We start from the raw sequence: 18,262 nt of genomic DNA, 5'->3' as shown, positions 1-18,262 counted from the left end.
GGCGCTGTGAGTCAATGCTGTTTGGATTTTTCGACTAGGAAATCGATCAGGACCCGTACCGCCGGCGGCATGCCCTTGGCCGTCGTGAAGACGATGTAGAACTGGCTCTCCTCCGACTGCCATTCCGGCAGCACCCGCACCAGCTTGCCGGCCTGGAGATCGGCCTCGCAGGCGCTTTCGAGCAAAAGCCCGAAGCCGAGGCCGGCACGGGCTGCGTCGAGGATGGCGGTCATACTGCGGCAGGTGAGCCGCGGCTGATGCCGAATCACCTGCTTAGCGTCATTCGGACCGACCAGTTCCCAGGTGTGGAACGACACCCATGACGTCATCGCCAGCGTCGGCTGGTCGGCGAGTTCGTCCACGCAATGCAAGTTGCCGGTACGTTCGACAAGCGCCGGACTTGCGACCAGGATACGCCTGATACGGTCGAGCTTGCGCATCGTCAGGCTCGTCTGCGTCTCCGGCTCGTTGGTCGCCCTCACCTCGAGGTCGATCCGTTCGTTGATGAGATCGGCGCGCCGGTCGGAGCCGATGATCTGCAGCTTGATCTTCGGATAACGTTCCAGGAATTCGGGCAGAATCCCCCCGACAGAGATGTCGACGAGACCGAGCGGGCAGCCCATCCGCACCACACCTTGCGGATCGGACTGAGCCTCGCTGACGATCGATTTGGCGCGATCGGCCTCCTGCAGGATGGTCTGGCATCTTTCGTAGAAAGCTTGGCCGATCTCAGTTACCCGGAAGTGGCGGGTCGAGCGTTCTATGAGCCTTGCGCCAAGCCCTTCCTCAAGCCGGCTGACCCGCCTGCTGAGCTTCGAACGTGGTATTTTGAGATCGCGACTTGCAGAAGCGAAACCGCCGCTGGAGACGACAGCGGCGAAATAATAGTAGTCGTTGAGATCGTCCATAAGAACAAGCTATCCGCGAGTAGGAATGAATGCCGGCCCCCAGCAAGGGTTGTATCCTCTCTCCCAAAAAGCTGTGATCACATTGTCGGCATTGGATTTTCTTTTCGCGACCTGTTGCGACAAAACAAACAGATGCCGAAGGGGAGAATAGACAAACAGCCGTCCGCACGACAATTCTATCGGTGGATCCAGCTCGTTGGAAAAATGGAAAAACAGGGTGCCTCTAGAACGAGGCTGGCGGGATGCTGAGTGCAATACACACCGCACCGGTTCGGCTCACCTGAAGGCATCGTCATTGACTGCCTTGAAGACTGCGCGTCAAAAACGCTGCAAGGACGGTCCGGCAGGGAAGACCGGACCCGTCCCCGTAGCTGATCGGAGGTCACTCGGATCAGAAACTGATTTAAGTGCTCCCGGTCCGAAGACCGGGAGCATATCCACCAAGTGGATTAGAACGAACGCTGCAGACGGAAGTAGCCCGTCGTGGAGTCGTCGCCATCATCCGGATCGAGGTACTGAACCGAAGCCTTGGCGTAGAAGTTGTCGACGATCTGGTAATCAACCGTCAGACCAACCTTCCAAGCATCGCCGAGACCGTCGTAGTCTTCCGGAACTTCCGTGCCACCGCCGAAGTAGTTGCCGTAGTACTGAACGGCCGGGGTGATCTTCAGCTTGTCGGTTGCCTTGATAGCATATTCGGCAGCGACAGCCCATTCAGCTGAGGAGTAGTAGGAGTTCGGGCCGGAAGAGTAAACGCCTGCGAGGCCGAGCGTGCCGGGACCGATGTCAACCGTACCCATTGCACGGATAGCGCCGTCTTCGTTGTCGACGTCCCAGCCACCGGTGACCTGGTAGCTGAATGCGCCGGCAGTGCCGCCAACGCCGAAGGCAACGCCGACATTGTTCGGACCATCGTCCGCAGTAAAGACGCCGGTGACGGGATCCACGGTACCCTGGTAGACGCCGTCTTCCAGTTCGTCGACGCTGAGGCCGGCGTAGAAGGTGCCGCTTTCATACTGATAGCGGATCGAGTTGTGCAGCGTTACGACCGAACCGATGTCGTCGGTTTCGCCAGAGAGACCATCGTCCCACCAGCTGTAGAACAGACCGGCGCGGAAGCCCGCGACGTCGAGGTAAGCGGAGTCAAGGATGGCGTCCTGATCGGTGGCATTGTCAGCATTGAACTGCATGACGATGACGCCGGTCAGCGGACCATACTCGGTGTCGCTCTTGGCCGTGAACTGAACCTGACCGCGGGTGACGGCATCCCAGTCCGAATCGCCGCCGACATCTTCGCCAACGTTGACCTGGAAACGGATGTAGCCTTCGATCTTGAGGCAGGTTTCGGTGCCCGGGATGTAGAAGTAGCCGGTGCCGTAAGCGTCGCAGACGCGAACATATTCAACCGGTTCCGGCTCAGCAGCAACAATAGCGTCAGCTGCAAGAACCGGCGTCGATGCAGCAAATGCTGCTGCTGATGCAAGCAAAACCATTCTGATGTTCATTTACCAATCCATTCCTTTGTCGATCGGGGCTGGCTTCAGATCGGGTAGTCGATTTGAAGCCGGCCCAGTTTGAACAGCCATCTCGGCGTGCGGATCGATCGAACCGCCAAACCGTCATCACATACAAGGCCCTATCAAGCAATTCTCGATACACGCCAGATGGGTTCTCACCGGATACTTTCCCCGACAACGTGATTTTTATACAACAATTTCAGATATTTAGACGAAAGACACGCCAAACGGCTCCGCGACGGAAATCTTCCATCGCAAGCCGCAAACGCTACACCCCTTTGTCAAATTCTCCACCGCCCGACCCCCGTCGAACATACTGGTGAAGCGCATAAACTCTACCGCCGGCTAACAAGCACAAACAAGGTGGCGGTTTAGAACATGGTGTCCTGAATTCGATACCAATGAGACAAAATTATGACATATCGCCCATTGGTTTCATCGACCATAACCCCGGAATCCTTACCAGGCTATTCATTTTTCCAGGAATTAGGGGAGATTTGAGCGTTTTTTCGCTATTTTTGAGGCTTTTTTGCAAACGCCGACCGCATATGCCAGAACTCGGTCTTGCCGAACCGGCATTCTAGTGTGCGGCCAGCGTGTCACACCTCGCCTCCAACGGGCATATCCCCGGTCAGACTCACGCCTGGTCCCAGTCCTCGTTGCATTTTGCATGATCGCGTGCGGTCATGGCCGCACGCTTGACCTCAATCCTCGTTGGACTTGGCATTGTCGAGAATCATGTAGTCGAGCGGCAGCTGCGTCGAATACTTGATCTGCTCCATCGCAAAGGCGGAGGAAACGTCGCGAATCTCGATCTTGGCGATCATCCGCTTATAAAAAGCGTCATAGGCGGCGATATCGGGCACGACGACACGCAGGAGATAGTCGACATCGCCGCTCATCCGGTAGAATTCGACCACTTCGGGGAATTCGGCGACCACCTCGGAAAAGCGACGCAGCCATTCAATCGAATGGGTGGCAGTGCGAATCGACACGAAGACGGTGACCTTGGTGTTGACCTTCTCCGGATCGAGAATGGCGACTCGGCGCTTAATGACGCCGTCTTCTTCCATCTTCTGGATGCGCCGCCAGCATGGCGTCGTCGAGAGACCCACTTTCTTGGCGAGATCGGCAACGGCAAGCGTCGAATCTTCTTGCAGAAGACGCAGTATTTTTCGGTCGAGGCGATCCATGCGCACAACAGTCCTTTCGAATTATTTTCTTTGTATAACTCGATTCCGCGCAACGAAAAGAATTTTGTTTCAGGAAAGCAGCATTTTCGTCCGTTCCTGCAGGACCGGGAGCAATTCTTTCTCGAACCAGGGATTGCGCTTCAGCCAGCCGCTATTGCGCCAGCTCGGATGCGGCAGCGGCAGCACCGCCGGCGATCGGTCGGACAGAAGACTGTCGCGCCACGCTCGCACCGTCTCGGTCATATTGTCCTGCCTTTCGCCGGCCATATGCCAGGCCTGCGCATATTGGCCGATGACCAGCACCAGTTCGATCTGCGGCATGGCCGAGATCACTCTTTGCCGCCAGAACGGCGCGCATTCGCGCCGCGGCGGCAGATCCGCGCCCTTGTCGTCGTAGCCGGGAAAGCAGAAGCCCATCGGCAAGATGGCGAATCGGTCGCGGTCATAGAAGCTTGCCCTGTCAACGCCGAGCCATGATCGCAGCCGGTCGCCCGATGCATCGTCGAACGGCAGGCCGCTCTCATGCACCCGAAGCCCGGGCGCCTGCCCGGCGATCAGAATGCGCGCGCTGGATGAGATCACCGCCACCGGCCGCGGCTCGTGCTGCAGCCGGTATTCGAGGCCTTTCGCCGGTGCGTCTCGACAGATGCGACAGCAGGCGATCTCCCGCCGCAGTGTCTCCAGCATGGCTTCGTCGCTCATGGCTTTACTCCCACCCGACGATCTGCCCGATGAAGCGCAGAGCGCCATCGAAGCCGGAACCCTGGCGCGCATGATCGCGCACATCGCGCGGCCGCTCGAAAGTCCCGGCCCAGAGACCGGCCTTCTCAGCCGTCGCCTCGGCCTCCTCCTTGCCATAATCGCCATAGGAAATCGCCATGCCCCGGCGCACCATGGCGGCATTGATGTCGCCGCCTGCCCCGCTCCGGCAGACGACCAGCAGCCTGTCGTAGCGGTCGCGCCGGCTGCCCTGACAAAGCGTTCCCGATACCAGCACCATGTCCTGCAGCGCCTCGCGCGCCGCGCGCCCGCAGGCCCAGGCTATCCCCGCCCGCTCGCAGCTCTGGTTGAGTTCTGGCGCATCGATGCCTTCGAGGCGCAAACGTTCGTCTCCCAATACCAGGCTGTCGCCGTCGGCGGCATGGAAGGCGCCCGCATGCTCGATTTTTGCTGCATCGTTGAGCTTGGCGGCGATCAGCGCCACGAGCGCCAGCAGGGCAAAAGCGGTCACGCCGTCGCGAATCAGGCGCAGGCCCCGTGTCACGCTTTTGCCTCCTTAAAAAACAAATCCTTGGCAAAGATGGCAAACATCTTCTTAAGAATTGCCGGTTAAGCTCTTATCCACCCTGGGATGAAGTTTCAACGTGCACATGAGTACCGGCGTAAGCACATCGACCGACAAGATCATCGTCGACAGGTCGCGCAGCCACCGCAACAAGGCCGTTTCCAAGGCCGTGCGGCAGACGCGCGAACGTCTTCAGTCCGGTCATGCGTCCAATTCCTCCTTCGATCGTGACGTGCTCGACATGTATGTGGCGTCGGTGCTGCAGGGCGCGACGATCATGCCGCTCTTCGTCGTCATCATCACCGCGCTTGGCGTCTATTTCACCCAGAATACGCAATTGATCTTCTGGGCGCTGCTGACACTCACCTGTCACGCCGGCAATATCCTGCTTGCAAGGCGCGCGCGCCGGCAGGAGATCACCGCCGAGAGCGCCCGCAAATGGCGCCGCCTGCTGCTCTCCGGCCAGTTCCTGATTGGCTGCTGCTGGGCCGTCTTCGCATTGCAGGGCTGCGACACCTGCGAGCCATCGAGCTTCATTCTTTATAAGGGCGCCACGCTGCTGATCGCGCTCTCCGTCACGGCGATGTCGAACTTCATGCTGACGCCCGCCGTGCTCGCCGCCTTCTCGCCGGCGGTCCTGGCGCTTGCCGCCAAGAGCGGCCTGTCGCGCGACCTCCTCGAAATCAGCCTGACGGGGCTCTTCACCACCACCCTCGTCTTCTTCAATTATATCAGCGACCGGCTCTTCAAGTCGAACCTCAGGATCCTTTCCTACCAATCGGAGAAGGACGACCTGATCGCTGAGCTGGAAGTGGCGAAATCGATGTCGGACGAGGCTCGCCGCCGCGCCGAAGAGGCAAACCTCGCAAAATCGCGCTTCCTTGCCTCCATGTCGCACGAACTCAGAACCCCGCTCAACGCCATCCTCGGCTTTTCCGAGGTGATGTCGGCCGAAGTCATGGGACCGCTCGCCAATCCGACCTACAAGGAATATGCCGGCGATATCCACCGCTCCGGCCAGCATCTGCTCGATCTCATCAACGAGATCCTCGACCTGTCGCGCATCGAGGCCGGCAAATACGAGTTGAGCGAGGAGGCGATCTCGCTTCTCGATATCACCGAAGATTGCATCGGCATGGTCCAGCTGCGCGCCCGCGCCAAGAACATTGCCATTTCGGACCAGTTCGAGCGGCAGCTTCCGGCCATCTGGGCCGACGAGAAGTCGATGCGCCAGGTGGTGCTCAACCTTCTCTCCAATGCCGTCAAGTTCACCCCGCAGGGTGGCGAGATCCACGTCAAGGTCGGCTGGACAGCTGGCGGCGGACAGTACATCTCGATCAAGGACAATGGCCCCGGCATTCCGGAAGAAGAGATTCCCGTCGTCCTGTCGGCCTTTGGCCAGGGCTCGATCGCCATCAAGAGCGCCGAACAGGGTACCGGCCTCGGCCTGCCGATCGTCCAGGCGATCCTTGCCAAGCATGACGGACAGTTCCTGCTGAAATCGAAGCTGCGCGAGGGCACCGAAGTCATCGCCATCCTCCCCGCCAAGCGTGTGCTTCAGAGCCTGCCGGCCGTCGAGGAGGCTCAGGCTGTTGCGCGCAAGCGCAAGAGTTTTGCCTGATTCAACTAAAGAACAGGTGCTTAGCGAGGACGAAGCCGACATAAAGGCAGCAGGCGGCGATCATGCAGGTCACCGCGAAGGAGCCGAGATCCTTGGCATGTTTACCGACGATCGAAATCTCCGGCGAAATCCGATCGATCACCTCTTCGACGGCAGTATTCATCGCCTCCATCGAAAAGAGCCCGAGAAACAGAAGCACCGCGACGACGATCTCGCCAGCGCTTGCACCGACGAGCGCCAGCGCCGCGATCGAAACGACGAAGAAGCCGAGTTCCTGGCGGAAGGCCGCCTCTTTCAGCACCCGCAGGAAGCCCGCCCAGGAATAGCTGGCGGCGGCGATGAAATGCCGAAGTCCGGTCTCTTTCGTCACCGCAGGCTTCGTCAAGACGCCCTCTCCTCTTACCGTTGCATCAGATCGGGAAAGGCTTTGCCGTCCCCTTCGATGAGCGAATACGCAAATACCGAATCCATTTGAGCGGCGCAAGCGAACGCGTGCGGATCGGCCGCGCCGACCGCGGGATCGGCCGCGCCGACCGCGGGATCGGCCGCGCCGACCGCGGGATCGGCCGCGCCGACCGCGCCTCAATGTTTGTTGGTCACACCTGCCTGAGCGAAGGTCGCCATGCCGGAATGGCAGGCGGCGGCGGCCTTGACGATGCCGGCGGCTAGCGCCGCACCAGTGCCTTCGCCGAGCCGCATGCCAAGCGCCAGAAGCGGCGTCTTGCCGAGCATCTCGATTGCGCGCAAATGTCCGGGCTCGCCGGAGACATGGCCGATCAGGCAATGATCGAGTGCCGACGGATTGGCGGCTTTCAGGATCGCCGCCGCTGCGGTCGCGACATAACCGTCGATCAGCACTGGAATGCGCTCCATGCGCGCAGCAAGGATGGCACCGGCCATCGCCGCGATCTCGCGGCCGCCGAGCCGGCGCATGATCTCGAGCGGATCGTCGAGATGGTCACCATGCAGCGCCACCGCCTTTTCCACCGCCGCGATCTTGCGCTCCAGCATCTCGCCTTCCGAACCGGTGCCGGGTCCAACCCAGTCACGCGCCGAGCCGCCATAAAGCGCATAGTTGATCGCCGCCGCAATCGTCGTATTGCCGATGCCCATCTCGCCGATGCAAAGCAGGTCGGTGCCGCCGGCGATCGCCTCCATGCCGAAGGCCATGGTCGCGGCGCAATCGCGCTCGGAAAGGGCTGCCTCCTCGGTGATGTCGCCGGTGGGATAATCGAGCGCCAGATCGAAGACTTTCAGTCCGAGATCATAGGCGACGCAGATCTGATTGATCGCCGCACCGCCGGCTGCAAAATTCTCGACCATCTGTTGCGTCACCGCAGGCGGAAAGGGCGTGATGCCCTGCCTGGTGACGCCGTGATTGCCGGCAAAGATCGCCACCAACGGCCGGTTGACGGCAGGTGTGCGGCCCGTCCAGGCGGCAAGCCAAAAGGCGATTTCCTCAAGCCGCCCGAGCGCGCCCGGCGGCTTGGTCAGCTGCGCGTCACGTTCGCGCGCCGCCACCAGCGCGCGGGCATCCGGCCCCGGCAGGTCGCGGAGAAGGGTACGGAAATCGTCGAACGGCAGGCCTGAAACGCTCATCTGTGCGGTTTTCCTATGAATCCGGGTATTCTTGTTATTTCCCCGCAAATCAGCTTCTTTACGGGTGGCAACTCTCTTAAAGCGGGCGGACGAGGCGAACAACTCCAAAAGCGCCGCCGCGACCATAAGCCGAGACCACAAGCCGAGACCTCCAGCAGAACGAAGCAGAATGAAGATCAAGGACTATGCGGTCGATACCGCCCGCGCCGTCGCCTTCCTCAGCCGCATTCCCATGCCGCAATCGCTGTTCAAAGGCTATGACGGCAGGCTCGGCCGGCTGGTGCGCGCCTTTCCCTTTGCCGGCATCGTCATCGGCTTCATCCCCGCACTCGCGCTCCTCCTGCTTTTGGGGCTGCGTGCGGACCCGCTGATGGCAGCCTTGATCGCGCTTTCCATCCAGGTCCTCGTCACCGGCGCGCTGCACGAGGACGGTCTGGCCGATACGGCCGACGGCATTGGCGGCGGCAAGAGCCGCGAACAGAGCCTCCTCATCATGAAAGACAGCCGGATCGGCACCTATGGCGCGATAGCGCTGATCCTCTCCTTCGCGATCCGCGCAGCCGCGCTTGCTGTGATCGCCCGCCATTCCTCGCCGCTCACCGCAGCCCTCGCCATTCCCGCCGTCGCGGCTCTCAGCCGCGGTGCCATCGCCTGGCACTGGCAGCGGTTGGCACCGGCAAAGGCCGATGGCGTGGCCGCCTCGACCGGCCAGCCGGACGAGGCGGCGATGCAGTTTGCGCTCGCCTCAGCCGGCCTCGTCGCAGCGCTTCTGATCTGGCCTGCATTCGGCCTGCGGCCGCTGGTTGCAAGCCTGCTCGCCACCGGCATCGCAGGGTTTGCCTTCACCGCTTTCATCCGCCGCAAGCTTGCCGGCCACACCGGCGATACGCTGGGCGCGACGCAGCAAATTTGCGAGATCGCCACTCTTTGCGCCCTTGCCACGGCTCTTTGAAACTCCGATATATCCTTCATGCAAACACCCTGCATTCACCTCTGCTCCTTGGAGCCCAGCACCGGATTTTGCGCCGGCTGCGGCCGGACTCTTCAGGAAATCGGCAGCTGGACGAGCTATTCCGACACTGAGCGAAGGCGGATCATGGCGCTGCTGCCGGCAAGGCTTGCAGGGGCCGCCACGCTGTCGAACCCTATGAAAACAAGCCTCGCTGGTGGGCCGGAGCGGCCTTTATGATCCGTTTGACCGTCTTCCTCGTCGTGATCGGCATCGGCCTTGCCGTGCTGATCGTCAACAATGACAGCAGCCGCATCCTTGGCCTGCAGAGCGATGACTTCGGCCGCGTCGTCTACCTGCTGCCGATCGCGCTGATGTTGTCGGCCGGCATCTGGGCGAGCCGGCGTAGCGTCGGTGAAACGATGCGCCAGATGATGATCTGGCTGGTCATCATCCTGGCGCTCGTGACTGTCTATCTCTATCGCCAGGAAGCGCTCGGCGTCGGCAACAGGCTGCTCGCCGGCCTGGTTCCCGGCCGCGCCGTCGTCGTCACGACAAGCGAGGGCGGCCAGGAGATCATCCTGCACAAGCTGCTGAACGGCCATTTCGAAGCCGATGTCGCGGTCAACGGCCAGACGATCGAGATGCTCGTCGATACCGGTGCCAGCATGGTGGCGCTGTCGCGCGAAGATGCCGAACGGATCGGCATCGACCTGTCCCGCCTCACCTATTCCATGACTGTCATGACGGCCAACGGCCGCGGCCGCGCAGCACCTGTCACGCTCGATCAGGTAGCGATCGGCCCGATCGTCCGAAACAATGTCGCAGCCAGCGTCTCCGAGGATGGCCGGCTCGACCAGAGCCTGCTCGGCATGAGCTTCCTGGAAACGCTGGGCTCCCTGCAGATGCAGACCGACGAACTGCGCATGCGCGATTAAGCCTCGCAGAGCTCACGATCCGCTGCCGCTGCGGGCGCCTTTACGGCAGCGGTCGGATCTGTCACCTTCAAGCGCAACAACAAGACCACAAAGAGCAAAAAGAAACTCCTAGTCTGGTGGCACCACATGTTCTGCCGGCCTTCGCCCGCAGCGAGGCCTTGATCCATGGGTGCAACAGGAGTTTCGCGATGAGTTCACTCTGGCCGATCGTCATCGGCGGCGTTCTGCCCGCCCTGTTCTGGGGCATTACCGCCATCTTCCAGAAGCAGAGCGCCACGGCTGCCACCGGCTCCGCCGTCTACCTGATCGCCTTCGGCGCTGCCTGCGCGCTCGCCGGGCTGATCGCCGCACTCATCTGGCGCCCTGCCCCTTGGACCGCCGAAGGTCTCGGTTTTGCCGCCATCGCCGGCGCCTGCTTTGCCGTCGGCACCGGTCTCATCAGCTTTGCGCTTTTCACTTATGGTGTCCCCGTCTCGAAACTCGCCCCAATCTGGAGCTGCAACGTGCTGGTAACACTGGCGATCGGCGCCGTCTTTCTCGGCGAAGCCTCCGAGCTCGACATCGTAAAGCTCGTCGCCGGCACCCTCCTCATCATCTCGGGCGCCCTTCTCGTCAGCAGCGCTTGACGGGAACTGGTGCGCCGCCACATGCTCCTGCGTTGCAGCGCCTTCTGCTTTGTTGATATCCTGCGTCCAGGCGCCTCTGCGCGCCGTACCGGAGCTCGACATGAACCCACGACAATTGAAGACATTCCTTGCGGTGATCCGGCACGAAAATCTCACGCGCGCCGCTGCCGAGGTCAATCTCGCTCAGTCAAGCCTCAGCGACCAGATACAGGCGCTGGAAGAGGAACTGGGCGCAGAACTCTTCCTCCGCTCCCGGCAGGGCGTCGTCCCGACAGCGGCAGGTTCGGTCCTCAAGGCTTACGCCGAAGAGATATTGGCGCTGAACGACGAAGCGAATGCCGCCGTCAGCGCCGCGGCCGGCAGTGCGGAGCAGTCCGTCACATTGGGCACGCTCGAAACCATCGCCGCCGAACGGCTGGCGCCGTGGCTGTCGCTCTTTCGCAAGAAGAACCCAGACGTCGGCCTCAAGCTCAAGGTCGGCGGCAGCGGCGAATTGCTTGCGCAATTGCAGCAGGGCTCGATCGACGTCGCCTTCACCTTCGATCGCAGGCATCAGGATGAACGCTTCTTGACGCGCCGCATCTGCAGCGAACCGCTGGTGCTGATTGCCGGCGGCGATTCACAAGCCCGACCACCGGTGAGCCTCGCGACACTGAGCACCGCCCCCTTCGTCGCCACCGAAACCAGCTGCGTCTACCGTCACCTGTTCGACACTGCCTTTGCCGAAGCGCAGATTGCAGCACCATCAATCGTCACCGAAGCCGACAGCATCGCAACAATCGTGCGGCTCGTCGCATCCGGCGCCGGCTTTGGCCTCGTGCCGCGCCTTGCGGTCGGCCCGGCCGCAACGCGGGGCAACATCGTCGAACTGCCATGGCCGGGTAAACCACCCGCAGCCTCGCTGGTGATGATGTGGCGGCGCAGGCGCGTGCAGCCGCCGGCGCTTACCCTCCTGCTGCAATCGGCAAGCGAAGAACTCTCGCCGCTCAGACCAGGCGATGCCCGCCTTCGACATGCAGGATAGTGCCCGTCGTAAATCCGTTGCCGATCAGGAAGCGGATCGCATCGGCAATATCATCGGGCCGTCCAACGCGTCCGGCCGGCAGGCGCTGTGCCATCGCATCAAGCGTTGCCTGCTTGGCGTCGCCGGCGACGAAGCTCCAGATCGGCGTGTCCACCCATCCGGGCGACACCGCGTTGATCCGGATCGGCGCCAGTTCAACAGCAAGCGCCCTGACCAGGCCTTCCAGCGCCGCATTGACGGCTGCGACCACCGATCCACGCGCCGCCGGCCGGTAGGCCGCGACGCCTGACGTATAGGTGATCGATCCTGACGGCGGCAAATGGGCGGCACCATATTTTGCCAGCAGCAGCGGCCCGTAGATTTTGCTTTCGACCACCCTTTGCGCCGCCGTAAGCTCGACCGTAGCCAGCAGCTGATAGGCGCCTTCGATATCGGCCGCCGTGCTGACGATGTGATCGACCGGCCCGCTATTGCAAAACAGCGCCGCGACCTCTTCCTCGCGCGATATATCGACGGCAACCGTCGCCAATCCAGGATGGTCACCGAGATTGCGGCGGGCCGCCGTAAGCTTATCTTCGCTGCGTCCGGCGATCGTCACCGCCGCCCCTTCCCCGAGCAACCGCGCCGCCAGCGCCAGCCCCATTCCGGAACTGCCGCCAACAATAATGATCCTCGCGCCTTCGATCCTGATATCCGTCATCTGCCATCTCCTTCTCGGCTGATGCAGCAGATGCCTCGGATCAGAGCGGAAGAAAAACGGAAGAAACCGATGGTGTCATCGGGTTTTCCGATGGCGCGTGTTCGGATGATCGATCAGTTCCGCAGCCGGTAGTCGGTCTTGAAGATCCAGGCGAGCGTTCCCAGGCAGATCACCAGAAACACCGTGATCATCGCCAGGCTGATCGCCGGATTGACATCGGCGATCCCGTAAAAACTCCAGCGGAAGCCGCTGAAGATAGGGCGCCGGGTTGAGGTGGCTGGCGGCACGACTCGGCGAAGCCTCCGAGCTCGACATAATGAAGCTCATCGCCGGCACCCTCCTCATCATCTCGGGCGCCCTTCTCGTCAGCAGCGCCTGACGGAAAACTGGCGCAATGCGCTCAGTACGAGATGAGGACTTCACCGATCCTCGGGCGTTGCCTTGCAACCAGCAGAGTCGTGACACCAGAGTCAGCCTCACCGGACAAAATATCGACGGTAGCACGCCGACCGAAGAACTCGATCCGTGATCGCAAATTCCGGAAGGAACAAGAATTGGGCGAGCAATAGATGCTCAATTCACCATGCGCCTCTGAGCCCGAAAACACTGTAATTGCAAGATTAATGCCGAGATCGTCATGCTTGGCGAGACTGCATGTGTCGTCGGGAAGGCATGATACCTCGGCAGAGAAAGGCTCCTTTCCCTCGACCACCACAGCAAAGGTAACCTTGATGGGATGGGCGGCCTCCTGCGATGGGCTTTGCTGCGGTGCTAGGTAATAGATGGATGCGATTGCGAGGCATCCAAGCACATTGCTGCTGACCATCAGATTGCCCCATGACCGATAACGTCTTGCTGAGCAATCTTTCATGTTGAAATTGCGGCACTTCCTGAGGGCCGGATCAGTTGCGCAGCCGGTAACCGGTCTTGAAGATCCAGGCGAGTGTTCCCAGGCAGATCACCAGAAACATCGTGATCATCGCCAGGCTGATCGCCGGATTGACATCGGCGATCCCGTAAAAACTCCAGCGGAAACCGCTGACGAGATAGAGCACCGGGTTGAAGTGGCTGACCGCCTGCCAGAAAGGCGGCAGCATGCTGACGGAATAGAAGCTGCCGCCGAGGAAGGTCAGCGGCGGCACGACCAGCATGGGAATGAGGTTCAGCTGTTCGAAATTGCCGGCCCAGATGCCAATCATGAAGCCGAACAGGCTGAAGGTAATGGCCGTCAGCAGGAAGAACAGGATCATCATGAAGGGATGTTCGATCCTGACGTCGACGAAGAGATTGGCGGTCAGAAGGATGATGAAGCCGATGAGCATCCCCTTGGTCGCCGCCGCTCCGACATAACCGAGCAGGATCTCCGTCATCGCCACCGGCGCCGAAAGCACCTCGTAGATCGTGCCGGTGAATTTCGGGAAATAGATGCCGAAGGAGCCATTGCTGATGCACTGGCCAAGCAGCGTCAGCATGATCAGGCCGGGCGTGATGAAGGCGCCGTAGGACACGCCCTCTACCTCCTGAATGCGTGATCCCACAGCGGCGCCGAAGACGATGAAATAGAGCGAGGTCGAGATCACGGGCGAGATGACGCTCTGCAGCAGCGTGCGGCGCGTGCGCGCCATCTCAAAGAAATAGATCGATTTGACGGCCTCGATGTTCATTTTTCCGCTCCCACCAGCGCCACGAAGATGTCCTCGAGCGAGCTTTGCCGCGTCGAGAGATCCTTGAAATGGATATTGTTCTCACCGAGCCGGATCAGCAGGGCCGCGATGCTTTCCTGTTCGTTGCCAGCGTCGAAATCATAAGTCAGCCGGTTGCCGTCTGCCTCCAGCGTCAGCCCTTTGCCGGCAAAACAATCCGGCAGGCGGCTGAGCGGTTCGGTGAGATCGAGGATGAGTTGCTTGCGGCCGAGCTTGGCCATCAGCGCCGCCTTGTCCTCGACGAGCAGCAACTTGCCGCCGTTGATGACGCCGACGCGGTCGGCGATTTCCTCGGCCTCTTCGATATAATGGGTGGTCAGGATGATCGTGACGCCAGAGGCCCTAAGCTCTTCGACGACATGCCACATGTCCTTGCGCAGCGTCACGTCGACGCCGGCGGTCGGCTCGTCGAGGAAAAGGATATCCGGCTCATGCGAGAGCGCCTTGGCGATCAGCACCCGTCGCTTCATGCCGCCGGAGAGCTGGCGCAGCATATTGTCCTTCTTGTCCCAGAGCGAGAGCGCGCGCAGCACCTTCTCGATATGGGCAGGATTGGCTTTCTTGCCGTGTAGCCCGCGCGAAAAGCTGACTGTATTGAACACCGTCTCGAACTGATCGGTGGTCAGCTCCTGCGGCACCAGCCCGATCATCCCGCGAGTGGCGCGGAAATCCCTCACGACGTCGTGGCCGGCGACCAGCACCCGGCCGCCGCTCGGATTGGCGATGCCGCAGATGATCGAGATCAGCGTCGTCTTGCCCGCGCCGTTCGGCCCGAGCAGCGCCAGGATCTCACCCTTTTCGACGTCGAGATTGATGCCCTTCAGGGCCTCGAACCCATTGGAGTAGGTCTTGGTGAGGTTCTGAACGGAAATGATGGGGGCCATGCGGGACTCTTGCGGATTCTCGGAAGTTACTTCGGCCCGCTATATAGTCCCTTTGTAACGCTTTAACATCCTTTAGCGCATGAACACTGCATTCACGTGCTGCCAACACAGTTGGCCCGCCGAAGCGGTTGGCCGGCGAAAGAAAGGCAGCGTCGGCTTCAGATGTCATCATCCGGTGATCTTCATGCCCGATAAGGGAGCCGAGGCCAGCACCGGCATCCGCCCCGCCGCCACCCCTTTGCGGAGCCGTCTCCGGGTGTTCTCGTTGCACCCCTTTTTTGCTGCCTCAGCATGTAGTCAAAGTTATTGTTCAGTTACGAAGTGCTTGGAACCGGCCAGTATCCCCTGTTCAGCCGCGTTCGTCTTAGCCGGCCCTGCGCCGGCTTTCTTTTTTCGTTTCCCAGCTCATTCTTTCTGTAGTCCACCGTGGATGAAAGCGACTAGGTGCCCCTCACAGCTCGTCGTAATTGAACCAGTCAAAATCCGCGGCCTTCGCCCGGCCCGACGTATCGAAGGCAAACACGCCGGTGAAAGCGCCGGTGAAGGAGCCATGTTCGCCGCGTCCGCCCTCGTCTGAGATCACCCCGGCATCGAGGACCGGGCCGATCGGTTGCCAGGCGCCCTTGCCTTCGGTCTGCCAGAAGAATTGCAGGTCGTTCTCGCGGATTTCCATGGCGAGCTGGACGCGGCCCTCGGCGGCGATCGCCACGCCGCTGTCGACGGGAAAGCTCAGGCGTCCGTTCGGGTAGTCGCCGTTGCAGGAGAGGATCGTCACGCAGCGGCCGAGTGTTTCGTGCAGCGTCACCGCGACGGCGTGGAATTTGTGGCGGTTGTAGTAATGCGTCAGCCCCGCAACCTGCTGATAGGTGTCGGGCGAGAAGTCGATCACGGTTTCGGCGCGGAAACTGTGGTGTTCCTGACGGCGGGCGACCAGCGACTGTTCAAACCAGGAGCCAATACTCTCACGCGCAATCAGGCGCAAATGGCCGACACGATCCGTCAGGTTGAAGATGCGCGCGGGCTCGGGCGTGCGTAGCCACTGGAAATCGGCAGGCAATGTGCCGCCGTCGAAGTTGTATTCGCTGCGCATCGGCTTTTCCACGGGCACCGCGCCAAAGAGGCCCGGCACATCGACATCGGGCACTGAGGTGCCGTTTTCAAGATAGAGCCAGTCATCGTCGCGCCAGACGCATTTCTGTAAGGATGTCTCGCGCCCCAGCGTGCAGCGCCGTTTCGGCGGTAGCGGCCGGCCGCAGAGATGGGTGTGATAGGCCTCGCCCTCGGGCGTCTCGACATATTGACCGTGCCCTGCCCGCTGCAGCACCGCGCCCGGGTGATCCTTGGAGGTGATGAGATGCATGTTCGGATGCATCTCATAGGGTCCGTCGATCTTTCGCGACCGCGCCATGGTGACGGCATGGTCGTAGCCGGTACCGCCCTCTGCGGTGGTCAGGTAATACCAGCCGTTGCGCTTGAAGAGATGCGGACCCTCGACGAGGCCGAGCGGGCTGCCGGCGAAAATATTGTTGATCGGCCCCTTCAGCGCCTTTGCCGCCGGATCCCATTCCTGCAGCAGGATGCCGTCGAAGGCCGGCGATTTCGGCGAGCCGCCATAGCTTTCGGTACGGTGGTTCCACTGCATGTTCACGAACCACTTGCGGCCGTCATCGTCGTGGAAGAGCGAGGGATCGAAGCCGGAGGAATTGACATACACCGGCTCGGACCATTCGGCCTCGATCGTAGGTGCCGTGACGATGTAGTTCGGCGCATCCTTGAAATTGCCGTCGTAGCGCTTGACGTCGGTATAGACCAGCCAGAACTGCCCGTCGGCATAGGACAGGCAAGGCGCCCAGATGCCGCAGCTATCGGGATTGCCGCGCATGTCGAGCTGTGATCTGCGCTCCAGCGGCCGCCGCACCAGCGTCCAGTTCACCAGGTCGCGCGAATGGTGGATCTGCACGCCGGGAAACCATTCGAAGGTCGAGGTGGCAATGTAATAATCAGCGCCGACGCGGCAGATCGACGGATCGGGATTGAACCCGGGCAGGATGGGATTGCGGATCATGACAGGGTCTCCTCCGACCGGCGGTGCTTTTTTTGCTGTACGTACATCAGATTATAACAGTAAAAGGCCCGGAAGACTTGCCTCCGGGCCTGAGATGACTATTCGCGTTCGGCGGACTTGGCCCAGAGATTGATGTCGGCCTCGCGGGCATAAACGTCGATCTCAGCAAGCTCCTCTACACTGAATTCGAGATTGTCGAGCGCCTTGACGCAATCGACGATCTGCGACGAGCGGCTTGCGCCGATCAGCGCCGAGGTCACGCGGCCGCCGCGCAGTACCCAGGCGATCGCCATCTGCGCCAGCGTCTGGCCGCGCCTTTCGGCGATCTCGTTGAGCTTGCGGATATTGTCGATGATCGAGGGGCGGATGTAGTCGCGCTTGAGAAAGTGGTTCTGCGCCGCGCGGCTGTCTTCGGGAATGCCGCCGAGATATTTCGTCGTCAGCATGCCCTGGGCGAGTGGCGAGAAGACGATCGAGCCCATGCCGACCTCATCCAGCGTATCGAGCAGCCTGTCGTCCTCTACCCAGCGGTTGAGCATCGAATAGCTCGGCTGGTGAATCAGGCACGGCGTGCCGAGATCCTTGAGGATCTTTGCAGCTTCGCGCGAGCGCTGCGAATTATAGGAGGAGATGCCGACATAGAGTGCCCGGCCGGAACGGACGATATGGTCGAGCGCGCCGCAGGTCTCTTCCAATGGCGTTTCCGGGTCGAAGCGGTGCGAATAGAAGATGTCGACATAATCGAGGCCCATGCGCTTCAGGCTCTGGTCGCAGGAGGCGATCAGGTATTTGCGGCTGCCCCATTCGCCATAAGGGCCGGGCCACATGTCGTAGCCGGCCTTGGATGAGATGATCAGTTCGTCGCGAAGCCCGACGAATTCGGTGCGCATGATTTCGCCGAAGGCGGTCTCGGCGCTGCCAGGAGGCGGGCCGTAATTGTTGGCGAGGTCGAAATGGCTGATGCCGAGGTCGAAGGCCGTGCGGCACATATCGATTTTGCGATCATGCGGCGTGTCGCCGCCGAAATTGTGCCAAAGGCCGAGCGAGACGGCCGGCAGCTTCAGGCCAGAACGGCCCGTGCGGTTATATTTCATTTTCGAATAACGGTCTGCGGCTGGTTGCCAGCTCATGATCCCAATCCTTAAAAGCAATTCCGGGAAAAGCGTGCAGCATTTTCCCTGGGAATTGCGCGTAACAAATGATCGAAGCAAAAAGGCGCGGGCTCATCGCCCGCGCCGACAATAAGGTTT

General features: G+C 61.0%; 19 protein-coding genes and 1 pseudogene. 6 read left to right on the top strand and 14 right to left on the bottom strand.

What is annotated here, in order from left to right; translation table 11 throughout:
- Positions 1-11: 11 nt before the first annotated feature.
- From G9X67_RS10800 to G9X67_RS10780, 5 genes are all read right to left on the bottom strand, one after another.
- Positions 12-908 (bottom strand): LysR substrate-binding domain-containing protein, encoded by an 897-nt coding sequence (locus G9X67_RS10800; protein ID WP_138329183.1) that lies wholly within the window; start codon positions 906-908, stop codon positions 12-14.
- 449 nt (positions 909-1,357) lie between these two features.
- A complete protein-coding gene (locus G9X67_RS10795; protein ID WP_171598668.1) occupies positions 1,358-2,413 on the bottom strand; it encodes a porin in 1,056 nt (351 codons plus the stop codon).
- 716 nt (positions 2,414-3,129) lie between these two features.
- The gene (locus tag G9X67_RS10790; protein ID WP_003540387.1) at positions 3,130-3,618 is read right to left on the bottom strand and encodes an Lrp/AsnC family transcriptional regulator; all 489 of its coding nucleotides are present in this window, start codon (positions 3,616-3,618) and stop codon (positions 3,130-3,132) included.
- A gap of 69 nt (positions 3,619-3,687) precedes the next feature.
- A complete protein-coding gene (locus G9X67_RS10785) occupies positions 3,688-4,320 on the bottom strand; it encodes a uracil-DNA glycosylase family protein (RefSeq protein WP_138329181.1) in 633 nt (210 codons plus the stop codon).
- Between the two features lie 4 nt (positions 4,321-4,324).
- The gene (locus G9X67_RS10780) at positions 4,325-4,882 is read right to left on the bottom strand and encodes a thermonuclease family protein (protein ID WP_171598667.1); all 558 of its coding nucleotides are present in this window, start codon (positions 4,880-4,882) and stop codon (positions 4,325-4,327) included.
- 106 nt (positions 4,883-4,988) lie between these two features.
- Here G9X67_RS10780 and G9X67_RS10775 point away from each other — a divergent pair, with 106 nt between their 5' ends.
- On the top strand, positions 4,989-6,524 hold the full coding sequence (locus tag G9X67_RS10775) for a HAMP domain-containing sensor histidine kinase (RefSeq protein WP_027667588.1): 1,536 nt from the start codon (positions 4,989-4,991) through the stop codon (positions 6,522-6,524).
- Between the two features lies 1 nt (position 6,525).
- On the opposite strand, the gene G9X67_RS10770 is transcribed toward G9X67_RS10775, so the two are convergent.
- Both G9X67_RS10770 and cobT read right to left on the bottom strand, forming a co-directional pair.
- Positions 6,526-6,909: a diacylglycerol kinase gene (locus tag G9X67_RS10770; RefSeq protein ID WP_171598666.1), complete on the bottom strand. Its 384-nt coding sequence runs from the start codon at positions 6,907-6,909 to the stop codon at positions 6,526-6,528.
- Positions 6,910-7,106: 197 nt separating this feature from the next.
- Positions 7,107-8,123, bottom strand: coding sequence for a nicotinate-nucleotide--dimethylbenzimidazole phosphoribosyltransferase (gene cobT / locus G9X67_RS10765; protein WP_171598665.1), 1,017 nt, complete (start codon positions 8,121-8,123; stop codon positions 7,107-7,109).
- Positions 8,124-8,292: 169 nt separating this feature from the next.
- On the opposite strand from cobT, the gene G9X67_RS10760 reads away from it, so the two are divergent.
- From G9X67_RS10760 to G9X67_RS10740, 5 genes are all read left to right on the top strand, one after another.
- Positions 8,293-9,075: an adenosylcobinamide-GDP ribazoletransferase gene (locus G9X67_RS10760; protein WP_017988573.1), complete on the top strand. Its 783-nt coding sequence runs from the start codon at positions 8,293-8,295 to the stop codon at positions 9,073-9,075.
- Positions 9,076-9,093: 18 nt separating this feature from the next.
- Entirely contained in the window at positions 9,094-9,312 is a 219-nt protein-coding gene (locus G9X67_RS10755) for a DUF1289 domain-containing protein (RefSeq protein WP_171598664.1), read from the top strand.
- Positions 9,309-10,010, top strand: coding sequence for a TIGR02281 family clan AA aspartic protease (locus G9X67_RS10750; protein ID WP_171598663.1), 702 nt, complete (start codon positions 9,309-9,311; stop codon positions 10,008-10,010). The genes G9X67_RS10755 and G9X67_RS10750 overlap by 4 nt, the downstream gene beginning before the upstream one ends.
- Positions 10,011-10,198: 188 nt before the next feature.
- Positions 10,199-10,636, top strand: a complete 438-nt coding sequence (locus G9X67_RS10745; protein ID WP_171598662.1) for an EamA family transporter — start codon at positions 10,199-10,201, stop codon at positions 10,634-10,636.
- 100 nt (positions 10,637-10,736) lie between these two features.
- The gene (locus tag G9X67_RS10740) at positions 10,737-11,660 is read left to right on the top strand and encodes a LysR family transcriptional regulator (RefSeq protein ID WP_171598661.1); all 924 of its coding nucleotides are present in this window, start codon (positions 10,737-10,739) and stop codon (positions 11,658-11,660) included.
- Here G9X67_RS10740 and G9X67_RS10735 read toward each other — a convergent pair.
- The 7 genes and pseudogenes from G9X67_RS10735 to mgrA all read right to left on the bottom strand — a co-directional run bounded on the left by G9X67_RS10735 (position 11,623) and on the right by mgrA (position 18,142).
- The gene (locus G9X67_RS10735; RefSeq protein ID WP_171598660.1) at positions 11,623-12,360 is read right to left on the bottom strand and encodes an SDR family oxidoreductase; all 738 of its coding nucleotides are present in this window, start codon (positions 12,358-12,360) and stop codon (positions 11,623-11,625) included. The two genes, G9X67_RS10740 and G9X67_RS10735, sit on opposite strands and share 38 nt — an antisense overlap.
- Positions 12,361-12,473: 113 nt before the next feature.
- Positions 12,474-12,648, bottom strand: a pseudogene (locus G9X67_RS10730) (sugar ABC transporter permease); the annotation flags it as partial.
- A gap of 112 nt (positions 12,649-12,760) precedes the next feature.
- Positions 12,761-13,186, bottom strand: a complete 426-nt coding sequence (locus G9X67_RS10725) for a hypothetical protein (protein ID WP_138329171.1) — start codon at positions 13,184-13,186, stop codon at positions 12,761-12,763.
- Positions 13,187-13,262: 76 nt separating this feature from the next.
- Entirely contained in the window at positions 13,263-14,024 is a 762-nt protein-coding gene (locus tag G9X67_RS10720; protein ID WP_138329170.1) for an ABC transporter permease, read from the bottom strand.
- Positions 14,021-14,947, bottom strand: a complete 927-nt coding sequence (locus tag G9X67_RS10715) for an ABC transporter ATP-binding protein (RefSeq protein WP_138329169.1) — start codon at positions 14,945-14,947, stop codon at positions 14,021-14,023. The genes G9X67_RS10720 and G9X67_RS10715 overlap by 4 nt, the downstream gene beginning before the upstream one ends.
- Before the next feature lie 451 nt (positions 14,948-15,398).
- Positions 15,399-17,012 (bottom strand): glycoside hydrolase family 43 protein, encoded by a 1,614-nt coding sequence (locus G9X67_RS10710; protein ID WP_138390985.1) that lies wholly within the window; start codon positions 17,010-17,012, stop codon positions 15,399-15,401.
- A 98-nt stretch (positions 17,013-17,110) separates the two neighbouring features.
- A complete protein-coding gene (gene mgrA, locus G9X67_RS10705) occupies positions 17,111-18,142 on the bottom strand; it encodes an L-glyceraldehyde 3-phosphate reductase (RefSeq protein WP_138329167.1) in 1,032 nt (343 codons plus the stop codon).
- Positions 18,143-18,262 lie beyond the last annotated feature (120 nt).

This window comes from Rhizobium sp. WYCCWR 11152, assembly GCF_013087615.1.
Lineage (GTDB): Bacteria > Pseudomonadota > Alphaproteobacteria > Rhizobiales > Rhizobiaceae > Rhizobium > Rhizobium indicum.
Note: the sequence above shows the minus strand (reverse complement) of the source record. Positions and strands in the feature narration are given on the sequence as shown.

Excerpts from the sequence above, each read along its gene's own strand:
- G9X67_RS10740 (WP_171598661.1), top strand. The coding sequence starts at position 10,737 with ATGAACCCACGACAATTGAAGACATTCCTTGCGGTGATCCGGCACGAA.
- G9X67_RS10785 (WP_138329181.1), bottom strand. The coding sequence starts at position 4,320 with ATGAGCGACGAAGCCATGCTGGAGACACTGCGGCGGGAGATCGCCTGC.
- G9X67_RS10720 (WP_138329170.1), bottom strand. The coding sequence starts at position 14,024 with ATGAACATCGAGGCCGTCAAATCGATCTATTTCTTTGAGATGGCGCGC.
- G9X67_RS10745 (WP_171598662.1), top strand. The coding sequence starts at position 10,199 with ATGAGTTCACTCTGGCCGATCGTCATCGGCGGCGTTCTGCCCGCCCTG.
- G9X67_RS10800 (WP_138329183.1), bottom strand. The coding sequence starts at position 908 with ATGGACGATCTCAACGACTACTATTATTTCGCCGCTGTCGTCTCCAGC.
- G9X67_RS10725 (WP_138329171.1), bottom strand. The coding sequence starts at position 13,186 with ATGGTCAGCAGCAATGTGCTTGGATGCCTCGCAATCGCATCCATCTAT.
- G9X67_RS10735 (WP_171598660.1), bottom strand. The coding sequence starts at position 12,360 with ATGACGGATATCAGGATCGAAGGCGCGAGGATCATTATTGTTGGCGGC.
- G9X67_RS10795 (WP_171598668.1), bottom strand. The coding sequence starts at position 2,413 with ATGAACATCAGAATGGTTTTGCTTGCATCAGCAGCAGCATTTGCTGCA.
- G9X67_RS10755 (WP_171598664.1), top strand. The coding sequence starts at position 9,094 with ATGCAAACACCCTGCATTCACCTCTGCTCCTTGGAGCCCAGCACCGGA.
- G9X67_RS10715 (WP_138329169.1), bottom strand. The coding sequence starts at position 14,947 with ATGGCCCCCATCATTTCCGTTCAGAACCTCACCAAGACCTACTCCAAT.
- G9X67_RS10775 (WP_027667588.1), top strand. The coding sequence starts at position 4,989 with ATGAGTACCGGCGTAAGCACATCGACCGACAAGATCATCGTCGACAGG.
- mgrA (WP_138329167.1), bottom strand. The coding sequence starts at position 18,142 with ATGAGCTGGCAACCAGCCGCAGACCGTTATTCGAAAATGAAATATAAC.
- G9X67_RS10760 (WP_017988573.1), top strand. The coding sequence starts at position 8,293 with ATGAAGATCAAGGACTATGCGGTCGATACCGCCCGCGCCGTCGCCTTC.
- cobT (WP_171598665.1), bottom strand. The coding sequence starts at position 8,123 with ATGAGCGTTTCAGGCCTGCCGTTCGACGATTTCCGTACCCTTCTCCGC.
- G9X67_RS10790 (WP_003540387.1), bottom strand. The coding sequence starts at position 3,618 with ATGGATCGCCTCGACCGAAAAATACTGCGTCTTCTGCAAGAAGATTCG.
- G9X67_RS10710 (WP_138390985.1), bottom strand. The coding sequence starts at position 17,012 with ATGATCCGCAATCCCATCCTGCCCGGGTTCAATCCCGATCCGTCGATC.
- G9X67_RS10750 (WP_171598663.1), top strand. The coding sequence starts at position 9,309 with ATGATCCGTTTGACCGTCTTCCTCGTCGTGATCGGCATCGGCCTTGCC.